General features: G+C 37.1%; 14 protein-coding genes. 7 read left to right on the top strand and 7 right to left on the bottom strand.

The features are described from left to right. Positions 1 to 82 precede the first annotated feature (82 nt). Complete coding sequence (locus V6670_RS01070; protein ID WP_338652265.1) at positions 83 to 1,381, top strand: hypothetical protein; 1,299 nt, start codon at positions 83 to 85, stop codon at positions 1,379 to 1,381. Positions 1,382 to 2,009: 628 nt separating this feature from the next. Here the strand turns inward: V6670_RS01070 and V6670_RS01065 are convergent. The 4 genes from V6670_RS01065 to V6670_RS01050 form a co-directional block, all read right to left on the bottom strand. After that, on the bottom strand, positions 2,010 to 3,932 hold the full coding sequence (locus V6670_RS01065) for an AraC family transcriptional regulator (protein WP_338652264.1): 1,923 nt from the start codon (positions 3,930 to 3,932) through the stop codon (positions 2,010 to 2,012). Between the two features lie 144 nt (positions 3,933 to 4,076). After that, complete coding sequence (locus tag V6670_RS01060; protein ID WP_338652263.1) at positions 4,077 to 5,987, bottom strand: AraC family transcriptional regulator; 1,911 nt, start codon at positions 5,985 to 5,987, stop codon at positions 4,077 to 4,079. A 190-nt stretch (positions 5,988 to 6,177) separates the two neighbouring features. Further along, complete coding sequence (locus tag V6670_RS01055; RefSeq protein ID WP_141905288.1) at positions 6,178 to 7,122, bottom strand: ABC transporter substrate-binding protein; 945 nt, start codon at positions 7,120 to 7,122, stop codon at positions 6,178 to 6,180. Positions 7,123 to 7,222: 100 nt separating this feature from the next. Further along, a complete protein-coding gene (locus V6670_RS01050; protein WP_141905287.1) occupies positions 7,223 to 8,785 on the bottom strand; it encodes an AraC family transcriptional regulator in 1,563 nt (520 codons plus the stop codon). 98 nt (positions 8,786 to 8,883) lie between these two features. Here V6670_RS01050 and V6670_RS01045 point away from each other — a divergent pair, with 98 nt between their 5' ends. Further along, the gene (locus tag V6670_RS01045; protein WP_338652262.1) at positions 8,884 to 9,840 is read left to right on the top strand and encodes an ABC transporter substrate-binding protein; all 957 of its coding nucleotides are present in this window, start codon (positions 8,884 to 8,886) and stop codon (positions 9,838 to 9,840) included. A gap of 40 nt (positions 9,841 to 9,880) precedes the next feature. Here the strand turns inward: V6670_RS01045 and V6670_RS01040 are convergent, their stop codons facing one another. Further along, complete coding sequence (locus V6670_RS01040) at positions 9,881 to 10,852, bottom strand: AraC family transcriptional regulator (protein WP_338652261.1); 972 nt, start codon at positions 10,850 to 10,852, stop codon at positions 9,881 to 9,883. A gap of 89 nt (positions 10,853 to 10,941) precedes the next feature. Next, positions 10,942 to 12,108: an MFS transporter gene (locus V6670_RS01035; RefSeq protein WP_338652260.1), complete on the bottom strand. Its 1,167-nt coding sequence runs from the start codon at positions 12,106 to 12,108 to the stop codon at positions 10,942 to 10,944. Positions 12,109 to 12,340: 232 nt separating this feature from the next. Between V6670_RS01035 and V6670_RS01030 the strand changes: the two genes are divergently transcribed. The 5 genes from V6670_RS01030 (at position 12,341) to V6670_RS01010 (ending at position 18,080) form a co-directional block, all read left to right on the top strand. Further along, positions 12,341 to 13,297 carry an ABC transporter substrate-binding protein gene (locus V6670_RS01030; RefSeq protein ID WP_338652259.1) on the top strand — a complete coding sequence of 319 codons (957 nt, stop codon included), beginning with the start codon at positions 12,341 to 12,343 and terminating at the stop codon, positions 13,295 to 13,297. A gap of 97 nt (positions 13,298 to 13,394) precedes the next feature. Continuing rightward, entirely contained in the window at positions 13,395 to 15,029 is a 1,635-nt protein-coding gene (locus V6670_RS01025; protein WP_338652258.1) for an AraC family transcriptional regulator, read from the top strand. Between the two features lie 34 nt (positions 15,030 to 15,063). After that, a complete protein-coding gene (locus tag V6670_RS01020) occupies positions 15,064 to 16,251 on the top strand; it encodes a helix-turn-helix domain-containing protein (protein ID WP_338652257.1) in 1,188 nt (395 codons plus the stop codon). Positions 16,252 to 16,296: 45 nt separating this feature from the next. Next, entirely contained in the window at positions 16,297 to 17,283 is a 987-nt protein-coding gene (locus tag V6670_RS01015; protein WP_141905281.1) for an ABC transporter substrate-binding protein, read from the top strand. Then, positions 17,280 to 18,080 (top strand): alpha/beta hydrolase-fold protein, encoded by an 801-nt coding sequence (locus V6670_RS01010; protein ID WP_338652256.1) that lies wholly within the window; start codon positions 17,280 to 17,282, stop codon positions 18,078 to 18,080. The genes V6670_RS01015 and V6670_RS01010 overlap by 4 nt, the downstream gene beginning before the upstream one ends. A 47-nt stretch (positions 18,081 to 18,127) precedes the next feature. On the opposite strand, the gene V6670_RS01005 is transcribed toward V6670_RS01010, so the two are convergent. Then, positions 18,128 to 19,108: an ABC transporter substrate-binding protein gene (locus V6670_RS01005; protein WP_338652255.1), complete on the bottom strand. Its 981-nt coding sequence runs from the start codon at positions 19,106 to 19,108 to the stop codon at positions 18,128 to 18,130. Between the last annotated feature and the right edge of the window lie 93 nt (positions 19,109 to 19,201).

Raw genomic sequence — 19,201 nt, 5'->3', positions numbered from 1 at the left:
GATAAAATTGATTTAACACCAAATCTTGGATAGATTCCCACTGCATCTACCATGAAAAATAAAATAGGAGGCTTCTCTTAGTATGAAAAACAAAAAAAGATTGGCTTTGCTGTCTTTAGTTGCTATCCCTTCACTTCTTTACAGTGCACCAGCATCAGCAGCTGAAGTTACAGAGCCATCAAAAATAGCCTACACATACAATAATAACTACTACTACAATTCTAATGTCTGGAATGTTGTTCAGCTCATATCAATCATTGATGATCGATATTCCTCATTCCAAACAAGATTGGAATCGGCTCTCAAAGCTTATAACAACTTGACTGAAACAGAAAAACAGTATGTTACTAATTATGACGTACTTTCCAATCATCAACATACTAGAATTTTATATCGTAAACTCGCTTCACAAATTGAAGAAAAACTAGCTTCTGTTGAACCTACCGCAGTTAATTATTATGAAAATGTTTTGGCTACAAGGGAGTGGTTCAATTCTTTAAACGCTGCACAGAAAACATTTGTTAATGCTGAAACACAGAGAATACTATCATCATATATAAGTCCAAATACGACAATTGACAAAGTAGTAACGAAAATACAATTATTAAATTCTTCACGCTTAAGCTTCCATCAAGAAGTTGAGGCAGCACGTGCTGAATATAATGCATTACGAAAATTTACAAATGCTTATTTACCATATGGTACAGAGCAACTATTATTAGAGGCTGAACGACTTGTCGTAAAGGATAAAACTGCTGCCAAAGATGTAGAAAATGCCATTGCTGCTCTATCACCTAAAACATCTACAATTAAGGATGTACAAAAGGTTAAAACTGCGTTTGAAGCGCTAACACCTGTGCAGCAACAAATAGTTCCAAATGTGTCTATTTTAATTGATTTTGTAAATGGTAAATATAAACTTCCAACACAATCAGTTGAAAATACGAAGCCTAATTTTTCCAATATCGCCGCATTGCCTGGTAAAACAACGGCTATGTCTAGAAATAGAAATGATTATAGTGCAAAAATAAATGTCACTGACCCAGGAGTTCACACAGAAAGATTTATCTTAACTACCAAATCCAATATGACATTAATTATTCCATCTCTCTCAACTTTAGTGGATAAGGATACTACTGGTGTCATAGAAATTCAGCTTAAAAGAAAATTAAATAACATTACATTCAAGGTGACACTCAATAATAAACCTATAGAATTCGAGGAAAACATCGAATTAATTATTAACAATTTGCCTAAAAATGCTTCCATTATTCAAAGGAACGATCTAGGTGAGAAGTTGCATACTAACTTTTATGTTGATGGAAATCGCCATATTGTTCAAGCAACTACGTCTGGCACATTCCAAATTATAAGAAAATAAGCATGACGCTTCTGAAAGAAGAAACAACTAAATTCAAGTTAGTTGTTCTTCTTTTTTCTATCTGGTATCGATGGAGACTTATGATGAATTGACTAGCACATATTCTACAAGATTGGATTATCAACAGATACTACATCATTATTTCTCATAAAGAAGTGATGTCAACGGCAGAAACAGCTATTTTGAAAGGCAATGGGTTAATCAGCGTTCTTTCCAGGGAGCGTCCGATGAGCGGCTTCACTCACTATGTTCGCTCTGATCAACCATGTGCTAAAGTGTCTTTTCCTTATCTTTCATACGAGCCGTAGCCCATTATTTGTATGATTAGAGTAAGGATAGCCTCTTATTTTCAATGTGGAGAAGTGATCATGACAATACCCCTTCATAAAGAGTAGTGAATACCTTCACTTTATTTGAAAACCTTTGCTAAAAAGAAACATCTTTATGGAGTGGAAGGCTATGGGATAGGGAGTCAGGTGAGCCCTGCACGAAGCGGCTCAGCGCTCTCTCACAGGAAAGCAAGTAGCCTGCAACAAATTCCATTTCCATCTTTCACAAAAATTCTATGTTTTCAACACTATGAAGTGCCCCATAAACGATATTTATGGGGCACTCTCTAATGTTTATACTATTTTGTCGTAGCTACTAGGTTGTCCACGATGAAATCTAGCTGCTTTGTTAATGAATAAATGTCGTTGTAGTAACAAAAACCAAAATCCATTTCAATCAGTCTTCCTTCTTTAATGGCTGGAATATTAGACCAAACTGGATGATCTGTTAAATCCACCATTCCTTCGTAGGATGAACGGAACACAAAATCACCTGCATAATCTGTTAGTACTTCTAAAGAAACATTGATTGCCTCATCCGTGTTGTTTTTGTCATCAATTTTCTTTTGAATAATATCAGGTGCTTTCAAACCTAAATACTCATAAATAGCTTGGGAACCACGTCCATAGGTATAGCTTGTCACTACGGACATTTGTCCTTTGCCACCTTCCATAATACTAACTGTTTTATCTAAAATACCTGCCTCTTTCAGCTTCTCTTGACTGTTCTCTACTTTTGTATAGAAATTAGCTAAAAGCTCTTTTGCTTCTTTCTCTTTCCCTAATACTTCACCAATCTTCGTTAAACGGTCATCCAGTGATGTAGAGAAATCGATCATGACAGTAGGTGCAATTTTTTGCATTTGCTCATATAGCTCATCCTTACTTGGGATAATGATGACGTCAGGTTTTAATTGGATTACTGCCTCCACATTTGGTTCGAACCACTCACCTAAACTTTCAACTGTTTTTAATTCTTCCTCAAATGCTGCTCCCTCTTGTATTTTAGAGGAGCCCACTGGTGTCACATCAAAAGCTAGTACATCACCTGTATAATACATCACCACTACTCGCTCAGGATTTACAGGTATTTCTACATCTCCTTTCATAGTGGATACAATTTTTGTTTGTGATTCGCTGACTGCTTGTGCCGTAGAGGCCTGTTTTTCCCCGCTTCCAGTATTTGTTGTTGCTCCACTACTGCAAGCACTTAATAAAAGTGTCAGACATAGAAAGAGTGTTGCAATAGCTGATAATCCTCTTTTATTCATTGGTTCATACTTCCTTTCATTATATTGATAACCATTCTCAATATAATCTTGGAAGCTCCAATCGACAATGGAGTATCTTTCAGACATTGTAGGACTATCTTTTACTAGACGATTCAACTGTTCCCTTTGACGAAATTTTGTGGGGGAAACGCCTACTCTCTTTTTGAATAGTCTACTAAAATAATAAACATCGTTATAACCGACACCCATTGCGATATCGCGTAAGCTAGCATTTGTCTGCTCAAGCAAAATAGAAGCTTTTTCAATGCGGAGCTGAATTAAATACTCAATCGGACTACAACCTATTTGTTGCTTGAATTGAATGGATAAATGGGATGGACTATAGCGTAATGCCTTCGCAATTGATTCTAAAGTCAATGGCTGTGCATAATTTTCTTCTAGATAGGCTTTAATTTGATTAGAGACATTCAGCTTTTGAATGTCGATACTATCTTGTTCTAACTGCTTGAAAATCTCATTTAATAATTGATAGAATAGCGATTTAATGGTAAATTTGCTGAGATTATTAGCATTTCCCCATTCTATATACATATAATGTATTTTTTTAAACATAGTAATAGGTGAGTTAGGTATAAGACTGTATTGATAGTTGAAAGGATTATTGCTTTGCATGGCTCTTGCTATCATTTTATTAAGGGTTAAAGGAATGGAAGCTCGATAAAATACCATGTAGTATTCAAACCCTTTGTCTGTTGCCACGATTTGCAAAGTGGAGCCTTTTCCACCGTGAATAAGATGAAAGCCCTCTAGTGTATAGTTTGTTAAATCGATCTGGATTTCTGCACCTCCACCTGTGGCATAAAGAAACATATTAGCAGGCAATTTATATAATTTCCCAATCTCTTCAGGTTTAAATAGTTCATATCGTATATCGAGTACTTTAATCGTTGCATGATTCCAAAGAAAAAAAAACTCCTCTTTTGGCAGCATCCTACATCATTCCTTCCAATTATCACTATCTCCCAGTTTATTATAATTGATAATCGTTCTCAATATAATTTTCTACAATCATGCATGAAACATAGAAAAAATCACTCAAACATCCAATGCTTGAGTGATTTTATGAAATCCCATTTATTTTGCTTTTGCATGCTGTACTAGTATTTCTGTCACTTCTTCAATCTGACCTCGGATTGAAATAGGATCTGAAAACCAGAAACTCCAGCCATCAATTTCAAAAATTTGATCATTTTGCACAGCATCTAGCGTTTTCCAAACTGGTTCGTTTTTATAATCATATGTTTCTGTCGCTTTATCAACAGCCACAAAAATATAATCACCTGCATAATTTGGAAGTAATTCAGGTGATAATTCCAGCCACGGCTTTTTAGGATCAATTTCCTCTACTACTTTTGCGGGTGGCGTTAGCCCAAGCCCATCATAAAATGATCGCCCTGTATAACCATTACCGTATAATGTTATATTCTTTGTTGCTCCACCATCAAAAACCGTCACCGTTTGATCCTTACCAATGATATCTTGAACTGTTTGTCTCGCTTTTGCTACCATTTGATTATAGTCATCTAACCAAGCCTTCACTTCTTCCTCTTTATCTAAAATTTTACTAAACTCCTCCAATGTTGCATCCATTTCTAAATTAACAGGTATTAAGACTGTTGGCGCTATTTTTGCATATTCTTCGTATTTCTTATCATCCCCAGTAATGATAAGGTCAGGCTTCAAATCAACTACTGCTTCAAGGGATTCTTCAAAATAAGTAATCCCTTCATTATGCTCCTTCAGGTAAGGGCTTTTCATATAAAGCTCCTGTGTTCCTACTGGTTTAATGCCCATAGTTAATAAAAAACCTGGGTAATAATCGGTTACGATACGTTCTGGGTCAACAGGAATTTCGACATCCCCCTTCACAGTGGATACAATTTTTGTTGTCGACTGTACTTCCGTTGACTCATTAGCTGGTGCTTTTGTTTCTCCATTATTAGAAGCTGTGATAGCAGTACCAGAGCATGCACTAAGCAATAAAGTCAAGCATAGCAATAAAGTCGCCATCATAGAGGGCTTTGTTTTTTTATTCATCGATAAATCTCCTTTTGTTTTATATTGATAATAATTATCATTATCAATATAATGTCGTATCCACTTTTTATCATTAGACAAAGAAAGCCGATACATAGGACGATACGATTTATGCTTATCTGGCTGTTGTTTAAATTGCATTGGCGTTTGCCCACTGTACTTTTTAAAGATACGGATAAAATAAGAGACATCTTCATAGCCAACACTCGACGCAATCTCCTGTAAGCTCGAAGTCGTATGTAATAATAACTGCTGTGCTTTTTGTATTCTTATCTGGATAAGATAATCAATAATACTTCTACCCGTCTTCTGCTTAAATTGCTTAGCTATATAGGGCACACTATAATTCAACATTTGGGCAAGCGATTCTCGTGTAATCGGTTGATTGTAATATTCTTCTATATAATTTTGAATTTGCTCCACAAGGTCCGGCTGTTGAACAATGACCTGCTGTTGATGTAATTGCTGCAAAAGCTCATAAATGAATTGATAAAAAAGGGCTTTGACATGAAAATGGGCTAGATTGCCCTGTTTGAGCCACTCTCGGTGCATAGTTTCGATTTTTTCCTGTAATGTGAGCGCATTCGAAATTTGAAAAACATATTGAAGCTGAAAAGGTTTTTCACGTTCCCACAACGCTAGCAAATTTTTTCTATGAGGAAGAGGTAACGTCGCTTTGTAGAGAATTAAATAGTACTCCAAACTATCTTCTACAGCACTAATATGCAGACAGCTCCCTTTACCAACATGCACTATATAAAAATTTTCTATCTTATAGGCTTTACTGTCTAATAATACTTTAGCCTTTCCCTTTATTGCGTACAAAAAACCGCTTGCTGGCACACGATAGGAGCTAAGCTGTTCATCACTTTGCATCCTTGTATAACGAATATCAAACAATTGAATGGAAGCCGCTTTCCACAAAAGGATATGATCATCTATGTTCACTGTTTGTTTTCACACCTTTCTAATCAAAGCATAGAATGGTACCTCATGTGAATATTATAAATGATAAACATTCTCAATAATATATTAAAATGAAACAACAAAAAAGAAGCACCTTTATTGCTAAAGTTGCTTCCTTTTTTTACTTGCTATAAACCATCGTACTAATAAATTATCAGCACAACGTACCCTGTTATTTTTTAGTCGTTAGCCATTTGGTTAATTCCTCAACCTGAGCCAACACTGCTGTAGGGTCATAGTACCACGAACGTTCCTCAGGCCAAACATAAAGATGATCATTTTTTACAGCTGGTAGGCTGCCCCATATTGGATCATTTTTAAAATCTTCAACTGTGCGACCATCTGCAGTTAAAATGATGTAGTCTCCTGTATAATCTGCTAGCACCTCTTTTGAAATTTCAACCCACTGCTTTTCCATAATTTCGTCTGCAACTTTAGCAGGTGGCTTACGACCAAGCGACTGATAAACTGGCTGTCCACCACGTCCAAAGTTATCGCCATAAGCATAATAAGATTTGCCTGCATCTTCAATAATAGAAAAGCTTGCATCCTCTGGAATAATCGCATCTACTAGTGCCTTTGCATCGGCAATCTTTTGATCGTATTGTGCGAGCCAATCCTTCGCTTCCTGCTCTTTATCAAGCAATTCACCAAAATATGTAAGCTCTTCATGTGCATTCTTTAATTCACCATAAGGGATGACAACTGTAGGTGCAATTTTACTTAAAGCATCGTAATTTTCCCCATTGCCCGTAATAATTAAATCTGGTTTGAGTGATATAACTTTTTCAATCGATGGTTTTCCATAATCACCGATTTCTTCTACATCCTTTAATCCATCCTTTAAATAATAGTTTTCAAGAGCCAGCCCAGGAGCTCCCACTGGTTTCACGTCCAATACAAGCAAACTAGCAATATATTCCTCTGCTACAATACGCTGTGGATTAGTCGGAATAACAATTTCGCCATTTGTCGTCTGAACCGTTTTTGTCTCTGCTTCCTTTGTATCTTGTTCTGTAGTTGAACTAGTGGTTTTTTCATTTTCCCCACAAGCCGTTAACAAAAGAAGTAATAGAAGAAACAGTGGTGCTATGAATTTTCTATTTTGTCTAAGCATTTTTCCCCTCCATACACATTAGTTGATAATCATTCTCAATAATTGTAGAAGAAAGTAAAATAACTGTCTATGCATGGAAGTGATTTGTTCCCTTGTACTTTTATGATGTTAGTACTTCCATTAATTTTTGTAATTGAGCCGCTGTAGATAATGGGTCATAGCCATAAAATAATTCATATTGATTCATAAAGTACATCTGCTTCTTTTGCACTGCCGTAAGTGACCGCCATTTTTCTGAGCGCAATACTGTTAAGAGACACTCCTTTCCAAAATCTTTTGTAGGAAGAGCCGTAACAAATATATAATCAGCTGGAAAGTACACAATATCTTCAATATCTACTGTTAAGTAACCTGTTTGTTCAATGTTTTTCGTGACAATCGCATCTGGTCGACTAAAGCCTAAATCCTCATATAGTATATGACTTCCTCTCCCATGGCTACTATTTAAACAATATGCTTGATGACTACCTAGTTCCCAAACAATAGCAGTACCTCTTCTTGACCCAAGTTGTTGATCAAGAATATTGTTACAACGCGCTATTTGTTCATCATATTGCTGAAGCCAGCTCTTACACACTTCTCGCCTATCAACTATATTGGCAATCAGCCCAAATTGCTCTCGCCAACTCAATTGTCTACACGGTAGCTCGAATACAGGGGCTACTGACAGTAATGCTTGTTTCTCTTTGCCACCACTATAGTTAACAATGACATCTGGACATGCTGCGGATATCTCCTGATAATTTGACGTAATAGCATACTCATAGCCTTTGAGCTTCTGCAAAGGGGGGACTTGCTCGATGCCCTCCAGAAATGGAGAATACACCCCCAACACGGGCGTAATGCCGAGAGCAAGTAAGCAGGCTGTATGATTGGTATTAAGCGCAATGACACGCTTCGATTTTTGATAATAAACTGTCGGTGACACACCCACTAATTCTTTAAATTTTCGACTTAAATAAGTACCCTCACGATAGCCAACCTCCTGGGCAAGATCATCTAATTTCGGCATCGCTAACAAAAGCTTTTTCTGGGATTCTCGTATTCTTAGCAACGCTAAATATTCACTATATGTATGACCAGTATGCTTGTGGAAGGTACGTGAAAAATGCTCAGGACTTACTTGTGCGTTTTCAGCCAACTGCTCCCTTGTTAATTCTTCATGAAAATGTAGGTTGATATAATGAAGTACCTTATCAATCCATTGTTGTTGTTGTTTATTATCATGTAAATGGTTGTATAACACTTCAAGCATTTCACCAAATAATTTTTGTAAGCGAAACGGATTACTACCTTGGGCATCCGCTTCCTTTTCTATTTCTTTAGCTAGATTCATGAGCCGATAGGAGCCATGTTCAATTAAAATAGCATCTTGTAATAAATGATCCGTTTTAGAGCCATATGCAAGGTATTGGATGACGATTCCGCTACTTTCACCTGTTTCAAGTAGATGAAGATCGTCAGTATCGTTCAACAGCATAACAGAATTTGAACTAAGCTGAATCTTCTTACCTTGGTGGGTACACTCTACATGTCCTTCATAAATGATGACAATAATAGGATGTGTGAAATGTGCTGCTTTGTCATTTAACATTTCTTGTAATGTCACTATTTGAATAGGTTGATAAAAAATATGGGACAGTAACTGACGATCTTTGTTCATTTCGTTTTATCTCCTAAACATCAAATTGATATTGATTATCATTTTCATTATAATGAAGTAGCATGATAGAAATCAATTGAATTAGGAGGCTTATCGTTTTGACAAAATATATAAAACAGAATGTCTTGTTAACGGGCATTTTTATTATTTCCATCCTATTAGCTGCATGTGGAAATCAACCATCTTCCTCATCCGATACAACAAATGAAAAGAGCGCTAATCGAGTTTTAACAGATGCCATCGGTCATGAGGTGACCATTCCCAAAAATCCTCAGCATGTCATTGCACCCTATTTAGAAGATCACCTTGTAGCATTAGGTATCAAGCCAGTTGCACAATGGTCAGTCAAAGGAGGTACCTCTATCCAAGGCTACCTTCAAGAATCATTAAAAGACATCCCAACGATTGAATTTGATCTTCCTTACGAAGCTGTTACAAGCTTTAATCCGGATTTAATTGTAGTTGGTTCACCTGAAATTGCCGAAGGTGAAAAATACGAGCAATATAGCAAAATTGCACCTACTTATGTCATGGGAGCAGAGGATAATAATTGGCGCAATAAGCTCTTAACAATGGGCGAAATTTTTGGTCAAACAGATAAGGCAAAAAAAGTCCTTGCAGATTATGATCAATTTGCTAAAGAAGCTAAAGAAGATATTCACAACAAAGTCGGGAGCCCTTCTGCCACTGTCATCTGGAATATTAAAAATACAATTTATATGGTAAGTGACACAGCTTCTAGCGGTGTTGTTCTTTATGAGGATCTCGGACTACAAACACCAACCTTAGTAAAAGAGATATCAGCTTCTGCTGCTGGTGATTGGTCACAGGTTTCTTTAGAAAAATTTATACAAATAGATGCTGACTATCTTTTTGTTATTAACAGTGATCGTACAGGCAGCACTGAATTATTAAGTGATCCACTCTTAGCAAATATACCTGCTATTAAAAATGGTCATGTTTATGAATTTGACCAAAATTCAAGTTGGTTATATTCAGGGGCTATTGCTAATCGACAAATCATTCAAAATGTCGTAGATAGCATTGCTAAGTAAGAAAACCCCCTCCAGCGTCAACATAACGCTGGAGGGGGTTTTAGTGTGAAGTATATTTTACAAATTCTCGAGGACTCAGCCCATACCTCTCCTTAAAAACCTCAGCAAAATGACTTGAATTTGAATACCCGACAGCATTTGCCACTTCCATGACATTCATTGTTCCATTTTGTAGTAAATAACAAGCCTTTTCTAATCGTTGCTCACGTAAGTAGCCAAATACTGTTGTACCATACATTTCTTTAAATCCTTTTTTCAACTTATAATCATTTAAGCCAATTAAACGCGACAGCTCCATGAGTGAAGGAGGATTCACTATATTTCCTGCCATGATGGCTTTTGCTTGAGATAGTTTAGATCTATCGTCCTGTGAAAATTCCATTGAATTAGTAGGATGAGAGAAAAAAGTTTGAAATGTTCTTGTTAAAAGCTGTAAAGCCATGCTTTCTAACTCCAAATTAGTCATCCGATTAGCTGCTATCCCTTCTAGCAGCTGTTTTACCATAAACAAATCAAGCGAATCTATCTTCTCTTGAAACAAACGATAGGGATATCCTTGAAGAACCTTAGAAAACTTGGTAGCACCGCCATTGCCATTGATTTTTTCCATGTAATGATTAAAAGTTGTTACAGGAATACCGATGCCAACCATCTGATAAGACTCATCTTTATTAAATAAAAAATTTGCCTCTACTTGCTCCATTAATTGCAAAGTACATGTTCCTGCCGTTACTTCATATTCACAATTAGAAATATGAACGCCACGTGTCCCCTGCAAGCAGTAGCTAACTTCCACCATTGGCTTCGCTGTAGAGATATTCATTCGATGTTCTTGATGAAATGAATAATCCGATACAACCACCTCTAAATCTGCACGAGGCATAAAACGATGTATTGCCCCTTCCTTTATCGATGATTGGAATGTCATATATTGTGTTGCATTTTCCTGTGGTTTTAGTATCTCTAATGCATGAAAAAATTGAGTAAAATTTTGATGAAAGTCGATATTCATAGCGTTCACCATCCCTCAGTATTTTATTGAGAATGATTATCAATAATTAACCAAAGTATAGCAAAGGTACATCTTTTCCGCTATGAAATTTAGAATTCTTCTGTTGTTGCAGTAGTCATTGTAAATGCTAGCAGGATACATATAAAGAAAACTATCGCTCCAAAGCCATAAGCAACTGGAAATCCTCCAACATGCTCAATTAACCAACCTGCTAAACCGGGCCCTATCATTTGACCAACTGCATAAAAAATGGAAATAAATCCGATAGCAGACGCAACATATGGAGGTGGCACTTGCTGGCTTGCCTTCATCTGAATCAAGACAAGAACACCACCGAGTGATGAACCCCAAATAATAGAGGATAATATAAACCCTCCAATATTTTCAAACATTATTGGTAGTAAATCTCCGACAACGGATAATAGTAATGCCGCTGTTAATGCCTTTTTAACACCCATTTTATCTGCTAACATTCCCCAGAATGGAGCGCCTCCAATCGACACGATTCCCGCAATGGCATAAATGGAACCTGCTAGTCCATTGGATAGCCCAAGGCTTTTCATATAGCTTGTTTGGTATAGATTAGGAATAAGATAGACTAGACCAACAGCAAAATAAATACCTGCAATGATATATAGCTGCTTATTGCGCCATGCTGTTATTTTTTCCTGTATTGTATCCTTCTTAACAGGATTTGGTTGCTTTATCGTCCAGAACGCTAACAACATGACGATCAGTGTCAAAATCGCAAATACTAACCACGCCCCTCGCCATCCTAACGTAGGAAATTGTTGCAGCATAAAAGGGACGAGTAAGCCTGATAAAAGCATCCCAATTCCAGCTCCACTCATTAACAGCCCCATGACAGTCCCCCGTTTCTTAGGGTATAGGCTAATAGCTATAGATAGTAGTGGTGTATACACAAGTGCACTACCAGCGCCTGCAAAAAACAGTGTGATAGCAGCCTCCCAGAAGTTAGTGACGAAAACCAGACCCATCAATCCTAAAACAACACAGACTCCTCCAACTAACAGAACATTTTTTGCACCAATGCGTATTGTGAGTACTCCTAAAAGTCCAACTGTTAGTAAATAGCCTAAAAACAGCATTGTACCTAAGTAACCCGACTGAGAGGTCGTAAAGCTCAACCCCTCCTGCATAAACGGTAAAATAATGCCATAGGCCATACGTGCAAATCCTGTCGTTGTAACAATTAATAGCATACCTGTTAAGACAAACACCCAAAATTTTTTCATTTGTATACTCCTTTCATTACATGCATCTTAGTTCAATGAAAGGCCCATTTTCCACCTATGGAAGGATGCTTATACGGTTAAACGGATTTTATTTTCTGCCATTTAAAATAGAAGAAATAGGCTTTTTGGATAAACCTCAATGACCCATCTTTTGTTTGTCCATTGTCCTTGGACAATGACTAAATTATGCTAATCTATATCGATAATGATTATCATTTACGGAGGAATAGACATGAAAAAATTAAATCGACATATGCTCATTTGTAGCCTATTACTACTGGTGGGGATATTTATGGCTGCTTGTGGTTCAAGCAATGAAGAGACAAATAAAAAAGGGACAACAACAACTGAAGCAACAACTCGTGTGTATAAGGATTATTTAGATCATGAGGTTGAAATCCCAGTAAATCCACAGAGAGTGGTTTATCATGGAGAAGGATACGGTGATTTGCTTGCATTGAATATCAAAACAGTTGGTGCAGGCTTCTCCTGGATTACAAATTATGCTTGGGAAGATCGTGTAAAAGATGTAGAGGACGTTGGTTTTCCTATTAATGTTGAGAAAACATTGTCATTAAAACCAGACCTTATCATTATTGGTACTTCTGATGATAAGACATATTCACAGCTTTCTAAAATCGCTCCAACTATAGTGTTTGATACTTTCGCGCCTTTGGACCAACGTTTGACAGAGCTAGGCGATATACTTAATAAAAAAGATGAAGCAGCTCAATGGATAGATGACTATACAGAAAAGGCAGATAAAATGTGGAACTCACTTGTAGCTGATGGCAGCGTTAAACCAGATGAAACGGCATCGGTTTTAACCTATTATCCAGGAGACCGATTATTTGTAATGGCACGTGCTGGACTTTCTCAAGTTTTATACGATTCAAATGTTCTTAAGCCTGGTGACAAAATACAAAAAATACTTGATGATGGAACAGGCTTTGCTGAAATCTCCACAGAACTTCTCCCTGAATATGCTGGTGATCGAATTTTCATCCTAACACCAGTAGATGATGAGGCGAAACAATCGACAAAAGAAATGATGGAAAGCCCAATCTGGAAGAACCTACCTGCTGTGAAAAATGGACATGTTTACACAATTGATATTCAAAAAAGTGATAGCGATGCCTCAACTAGAGAATGGCTGTTAACACAAATACCTACTATGCTAAAAAAATAAATAGCAAGAGACATTTCATCTTTGTTGAAATGTCTCTTTACTTTTTATACAATATAGTTAATTGATAATCATTTTCATTTAGCAAGGAAGTGACCAGATGGAAGACAATATTTCATCTTCCTTTAACAATAATTTACTCTTTCATTTAGAAGATATCGACTATATTTCACAGAGCTATCCGTTTATCTCAACCTCTCACCATACGATGATACTTTTTATGGATGGCTGTGGAACATTAACGATTGATGATATTCCCTATTTGGTGACGAAAGGGAAGATTTTTCTTATACAACCTCATTCTATGATAGATTTATCGGATCTAACGAAGCAATTCCATTTCTATAAAATAACTTTTACAGCTTTTCAGCTAAAACATGAGTACCCTTCTCCATATTTAGGAGCCATTTTTTCTGATGAAGTGGAGTATACTATTTACCCAAATACGCGCTTTATTCGTCTTACCGAAGATCTATATCATTTAAAACCTAAATCAGATTATCTTAAACAACAAGGAATCTTGTATGAACTATTCAATTTATTATTTGAACATCAGCTTCATGTGAATTACCAATTAACAATGACAAAGGCGGTTGAAGAAACGATTAACTATATACATAGCTACTATCAACAGCCTTTAACCGTGAAAAAGCTGTCAGAGCTAGCTCATATCGCTCAATGGCAATATAGTGCAATCTTTCAAACTTTAACAGGGAAGAAACCGCTAGATTATATTACAGATTTACGTCTCACCAATGCAAAGGAATTATTGCTACAAACAAATGAGCCATTAAAGGATATTGCACAGCAAGTTGGATTTGATGATGAATATTATTTTAATCGCCGCTTCCGACAAGTGATTGGGATTCCCCCAAAGCAGTTTGCACGGCAGTATAAGCAAAGAACAATTGTAAAAGATTGGACTGGACATGAGGTAGTCATCCCTTCCTCTCCTCATCGTATTATTTATCATGGAGAAACATTTGGCGATATGTTGATTTTTGATGTACAGCCAATAGGTGGTGACAAAAACTCTATTAGTAAATCTTTTTATAAAAACCATGTTCCGTACATTCAAGATGTAGCATTCCCAATCAATCTAGAAAAATCTTCAAAGCTTAATCCAGATTTAATCATTTTTACAAATAACGACGAACGGCAATATCAGGCATTATCGTCAATTGCTCCAACTATTACCCTAAATTCTTGGGATTCATTAGAAGAACGCATCCGTCTATTAGGACAATGGCTAAGCCAACAACAACGTGCAGAAAATTGGCTAACACGCTTTAAAATCCAAGAACAAACTATGTGGCAGCAGCTACAAACCGTTGTAGAGCCTGGTGAAACGGCATCAGTTTTGACCTTTGATCATGGTAAACGCCTTTATGTCATGGGCTGCACAGGTCTATCCCCTGCCCTTTTTCATCCAGATGGATTTCAGCCTCACCCGCAAGTTAAAAAATTACTTCAAGCAAGCATGGGGTATAAGGAAATACCGATAGACCACTTGCCTCAATACGCTGGTGATCGAATCTTTATGCTTTTATCTGATAAACCAGAATCGCAAAAGGCAACGATGGAATTGATGCAAAGTGATATTTGGAAAAGCCTCACTGCCGTACAAAATAACCACGTTTATTTAGTGGATGCAACAAAGTGGAATTATAGTGATGCCTTTACAAGGGAGAAGTTACTCGGTGCATTACCAAAGTTATTGGTTACTGCAAAGTAATTCCCATAATTATATACAAGGGGTGACATGTTACATGAAAACGGAAAGCATAACAGATAGGATGACAACTCAAATTTCATTAAAGGATATTCGAGATTATATTGCTAAAAACCATCATCAACCACTCACGATGGAGCATCTGGCCCTCATTTCTGGTCTAAGTTCTAGCTACTTTGGTGAGGCATTTAAAAAGGCATTCGGTCAAAGTGCCACTGATTATTTAACGGAGCTGCGTATTGGACATGCTAAGCAGCTATTGCGTGATACAGATCTATTGCTTCGTGAAATCGCTAGAAAAGTTGGATACAGTGATGAATTTTATTTTAGTCGGAAGTTTAAAAAGGAAGTGGGGGTTTCACCTTCTGCTTTTAATAAAATAGCTCGTCAGCGAATCTCTACTTTTTCTGTTTCAGCTACCGGGAATTTATTAGCACTTGGCATCATACCTGTTGCAGCTCCATTGAATGCTAAATGGAGTCCTTATTATTACAACCATTACCAAGACAAAATTCAAGTGCATGTCAATATTTTTGATGCAGAGTCCGAAGACAACTTTAGAAAATTAGCCTCTGCTAAGCCAGACATTCACATTTTCCAAGAGGAACCCTCCCTCTCCATGCTTGATTGGCTTCAAACAATGGGTATTAAAAATGTCTATATACAAGCTAAGGACTGGCGAACACAGCTAAGAGAGATAGCTGTTGCTGTCAAAAAACAAAGCGTGGGTGAACATTACATTGAAACATATGAACAAAAGGTATTACAGGCTAAACAAGATATCAAAGGAGTGACTGGGGAGGATACTTTTGCTGTTCTCCGTTTATGTGGCGACCAATTATTTTTATATTGTAATAAAGGCATTCAGGATGTGCTCTTTACGGATTTGCAGCTTCGTCTTGTTGATGCGCAACAACAAACATGTAACGAACCTATTACACTTGAACAGCTAGTAGACATAAATCCAGACCGTCTACTATTTATCATTTGCCCAGATTCGCCCACTCGGAATTATTGGCTCACTTTACAATACCTCGATCATTGGAAAGAGCTCCAAGCCGTAAAAAATGGACATGTCTATGTTTTGCCATCAAATCCTTGGTTCGAATACTCTGCTATTGCTATAAACCGAATGCTAGATGAAATGTTGCTGATGTTAACCGGAAAAAATCCAAACCCTTTTCCTGTTTCCGTCCATGGTTTCCTATCAGACAGTGATTTATAATTCCATTTGAGAATGATTATCAATGGAAGGAGACTTTGATGAACAATGAAACAAAATTGTCGTAATCACTGTCAAACGATTTTAAAATCTGCCTATATATTAGCGATGTTATTGCTTGCTATTGGAATACTTTCGGCATGCAATGACCAATCAAGTAATAAAGAAGAACAGGCAGGCACAGAAAATACGAAGGAGCAAAGTGTTTATCCATTAACAATAAAAGATGAGGTTGGCAATGATGTGACACTACCTGCTAAGCCTACAAAAATATTTGCACCTGTTATGGAGGATTCGTTATTAGCTTTTGGCATCAAGCCTATTATGCAATGGTCGAATGGTGTTAAACCACAGCTCTATTTACAAGATCAGCTACAAGGGGTACCTGAAATTAGCTTTGCAAGTGGTCCCCCTTCAGCCGAATCGATTATGGCTAATAAACCAGATTTAATTATTTTGCACAATTCATTTTATGTGGAAAATGGCACATACGAAAAATATGCCAAAATTGCTCCAACCTATGTATTTAATAATGCTGCAAGCGATTTAGAAGGCTCTATTAAAATTCTAGGGCAATTACTTGATGAACCAGACAAGGCTGAGCAAGCTTTACAAGGCTATCAAGAAAAGGTGGATGCAGCAAAAACAAAGCTAGCCTCCATCACAGAAGGTAAAAAGGTTGCGTTAATTCGCTTTAATGCAAAAGGAATGTTTTTCATGACTGATGAGTATTTCAGTGGGTATGTCTTAACACATGAATTAGGATTTGAACAAAGCAGCTACGTGAAAAATGGTGCCTTTGAAGTATCATTAGAAATTCTACCTGAACTTGATGCCGATTATATTTTCCTAATCAATGATGGCAATCTTGGAGATGAATTTATAAATGAGTTGAAGGACAGTAAAATTTGGCAAAGTACAGCTGCCTTCAAACATAATCAAGTATTTGAAACATCCGAGGATTATTGGCTAAATGGTGGTATTCATGCACAAGGAAAAGTGATAGAGGATGTATTGGAGTTTTTAGCGCCATGACAACAATGACAAAGAAACCTTATACATCAGATAACTACTTTGAAGTTGCCATGACATCTCGTCAACAGCTTGACTATCGAATTTTAATTGCTGCCCCAACAGAAGCACCACCAGCAGATGGCTATACTGTTATATATGCCTTAGATGGGGACGCTCTTTTTCCAACGCTCGCTGAGGCAGTAAAATTACAAACACGTAAACCAAAAGGCTATGACCCAATTCTTGTTATTGGGATTGGCTATCCCTCAAAAGAACCCTTTGATATGGAACGACGCTGCAATGATTTTACACTACCTGTTAGTGAAGCTCAGCTACCACCACGTCCAGATGGAACGCCTTGGCCTCCTAATGGCAAAGCCAATGAATTCCTAGACTTTATTGAGCATGAGCTAATGCCTACTATCGCAAAGGAATGGCCTGTCAATAAGAAGAAACAAGCGGTTGTTGGTCATTCATTAGGCGGTCTTTTCACACTGTATGCTCTATGTGCTAGACCAAATTTATTTAGTCATGTAGTAGTCGGAAGCCCCTCTGTTTGGTGGGCTAACAATGCCGTACTAAAAGAAATAGACAAATTTGCTGAAACTTGGAACAGTCAGCATACTATTAATCTCCTACTTACAATCGGCGCTAACGAGTTGCCAGATATGCTTGAAGGAGCTGATCAAGCTGCTGAACAAATGAAGCGTTTAAGCGACAAAAACATTCTTACTGATTATGTAAAATTTGATGAGGAGGACCATGTGAGCGTCCTTCCTTGTATGCTTAGTCGTCTTCCCCGTTTTTTGGATTCCTAGTAGAAGACCCAAGTGGTAATTTATACACTTGGGCTTTTTTGTAGCATTTACTTCTCTTGCTCTAAATGGTTCTTTAGCATTTTAGCAATTTCTTCAACCTGCGATTCCACTGCAATTGGATCATATGGCCAGAAACGTTCAGGATTTAAGTAGAATACTTTATTATTTTTAACTGCATCAATCGTTGACCATACAGGATCATTCTCATCAAATTCCGCTTCTCCTGAAATGTCTAAAAAGATATAGTCACCTGCATAATCTGCAATCTTTTCCTGTGAAATACTAAGTGCATTAATTTTTGGCTCAATTAAATCCTTGCGTACTAATTTTGGTGGTGTTAAACCTAGCTGCTGATAAATTGCTTGTCCACCGCGATTTACACCATCACCATAGATATAAAAATCCTTTCCAAACGGACCCATAAGAGAAAAAGTCGTTCCTTCTCTAATTAACCCTTTAATAGAATCCTTTGCCTTCGCTACTTTTTTATCAAATTCTTTTAGCCATTCTTCCGCTTCCTTCTCTTTTCCTAAAATCTCCCCAAAAGCTCTCATTTCGTCATGAACCTCATGATATGTACCATAAGGGATGACCAATGTTGGGGCAATCTTACGGTATTGCTCATTTAATTTTTCATCTCCTCCAACCGTAACTATTAAATCTGGTTTAAGTGACAAAATTTTTTCAACCGAGCCTCCATCAATTTGACCAATGTCTGTGATCCCTTCACTAAATTCCATAGTATAAGGGCTTTCTATTTCCCAATATGGTGCACCGACTGGTTTAACATCAAAAACTAAAAAATTTGCTAAATACCCTTGCGTAACGATTCTTTGAGGATTGGCAGGTATTTCAACATCACCATCAACTGTTTTAATAACTTTTGTATCTGTTTCTGAATTACTATTTGACTCTGACTGAGGGCTTCCTGAATTGCTTTCTGTCGCTTTGCTACAGCCACCTAAAACAATCAAAATCAACAGTAGCATCATTAACCCTATCCAAATTCTTTGCCTAGCCTTGACCATTTTTTCACTCCTATCGATAATGATAATCTTTCTCAATCAATATCCTTATCGTAATGCTCTCTTCTTCAATCGTCTATTTCAAAATGTGAGAAC

This window comes from Lysinibacillus sp. Y5S-8, assembly GCF_036894365.1.
Classification (GTDB): Bacteria; Bacillota; Bacilli; order Bacillales_A; family Planococcaceae; genus Lysinibacillus; species Lysinibacillus fusiformis_D.
The sequence above is the reverse complement of the archived record's forward strand: the minus strand, read 5'-3'. Positions and strand labels throughout refer to the sequence as shown.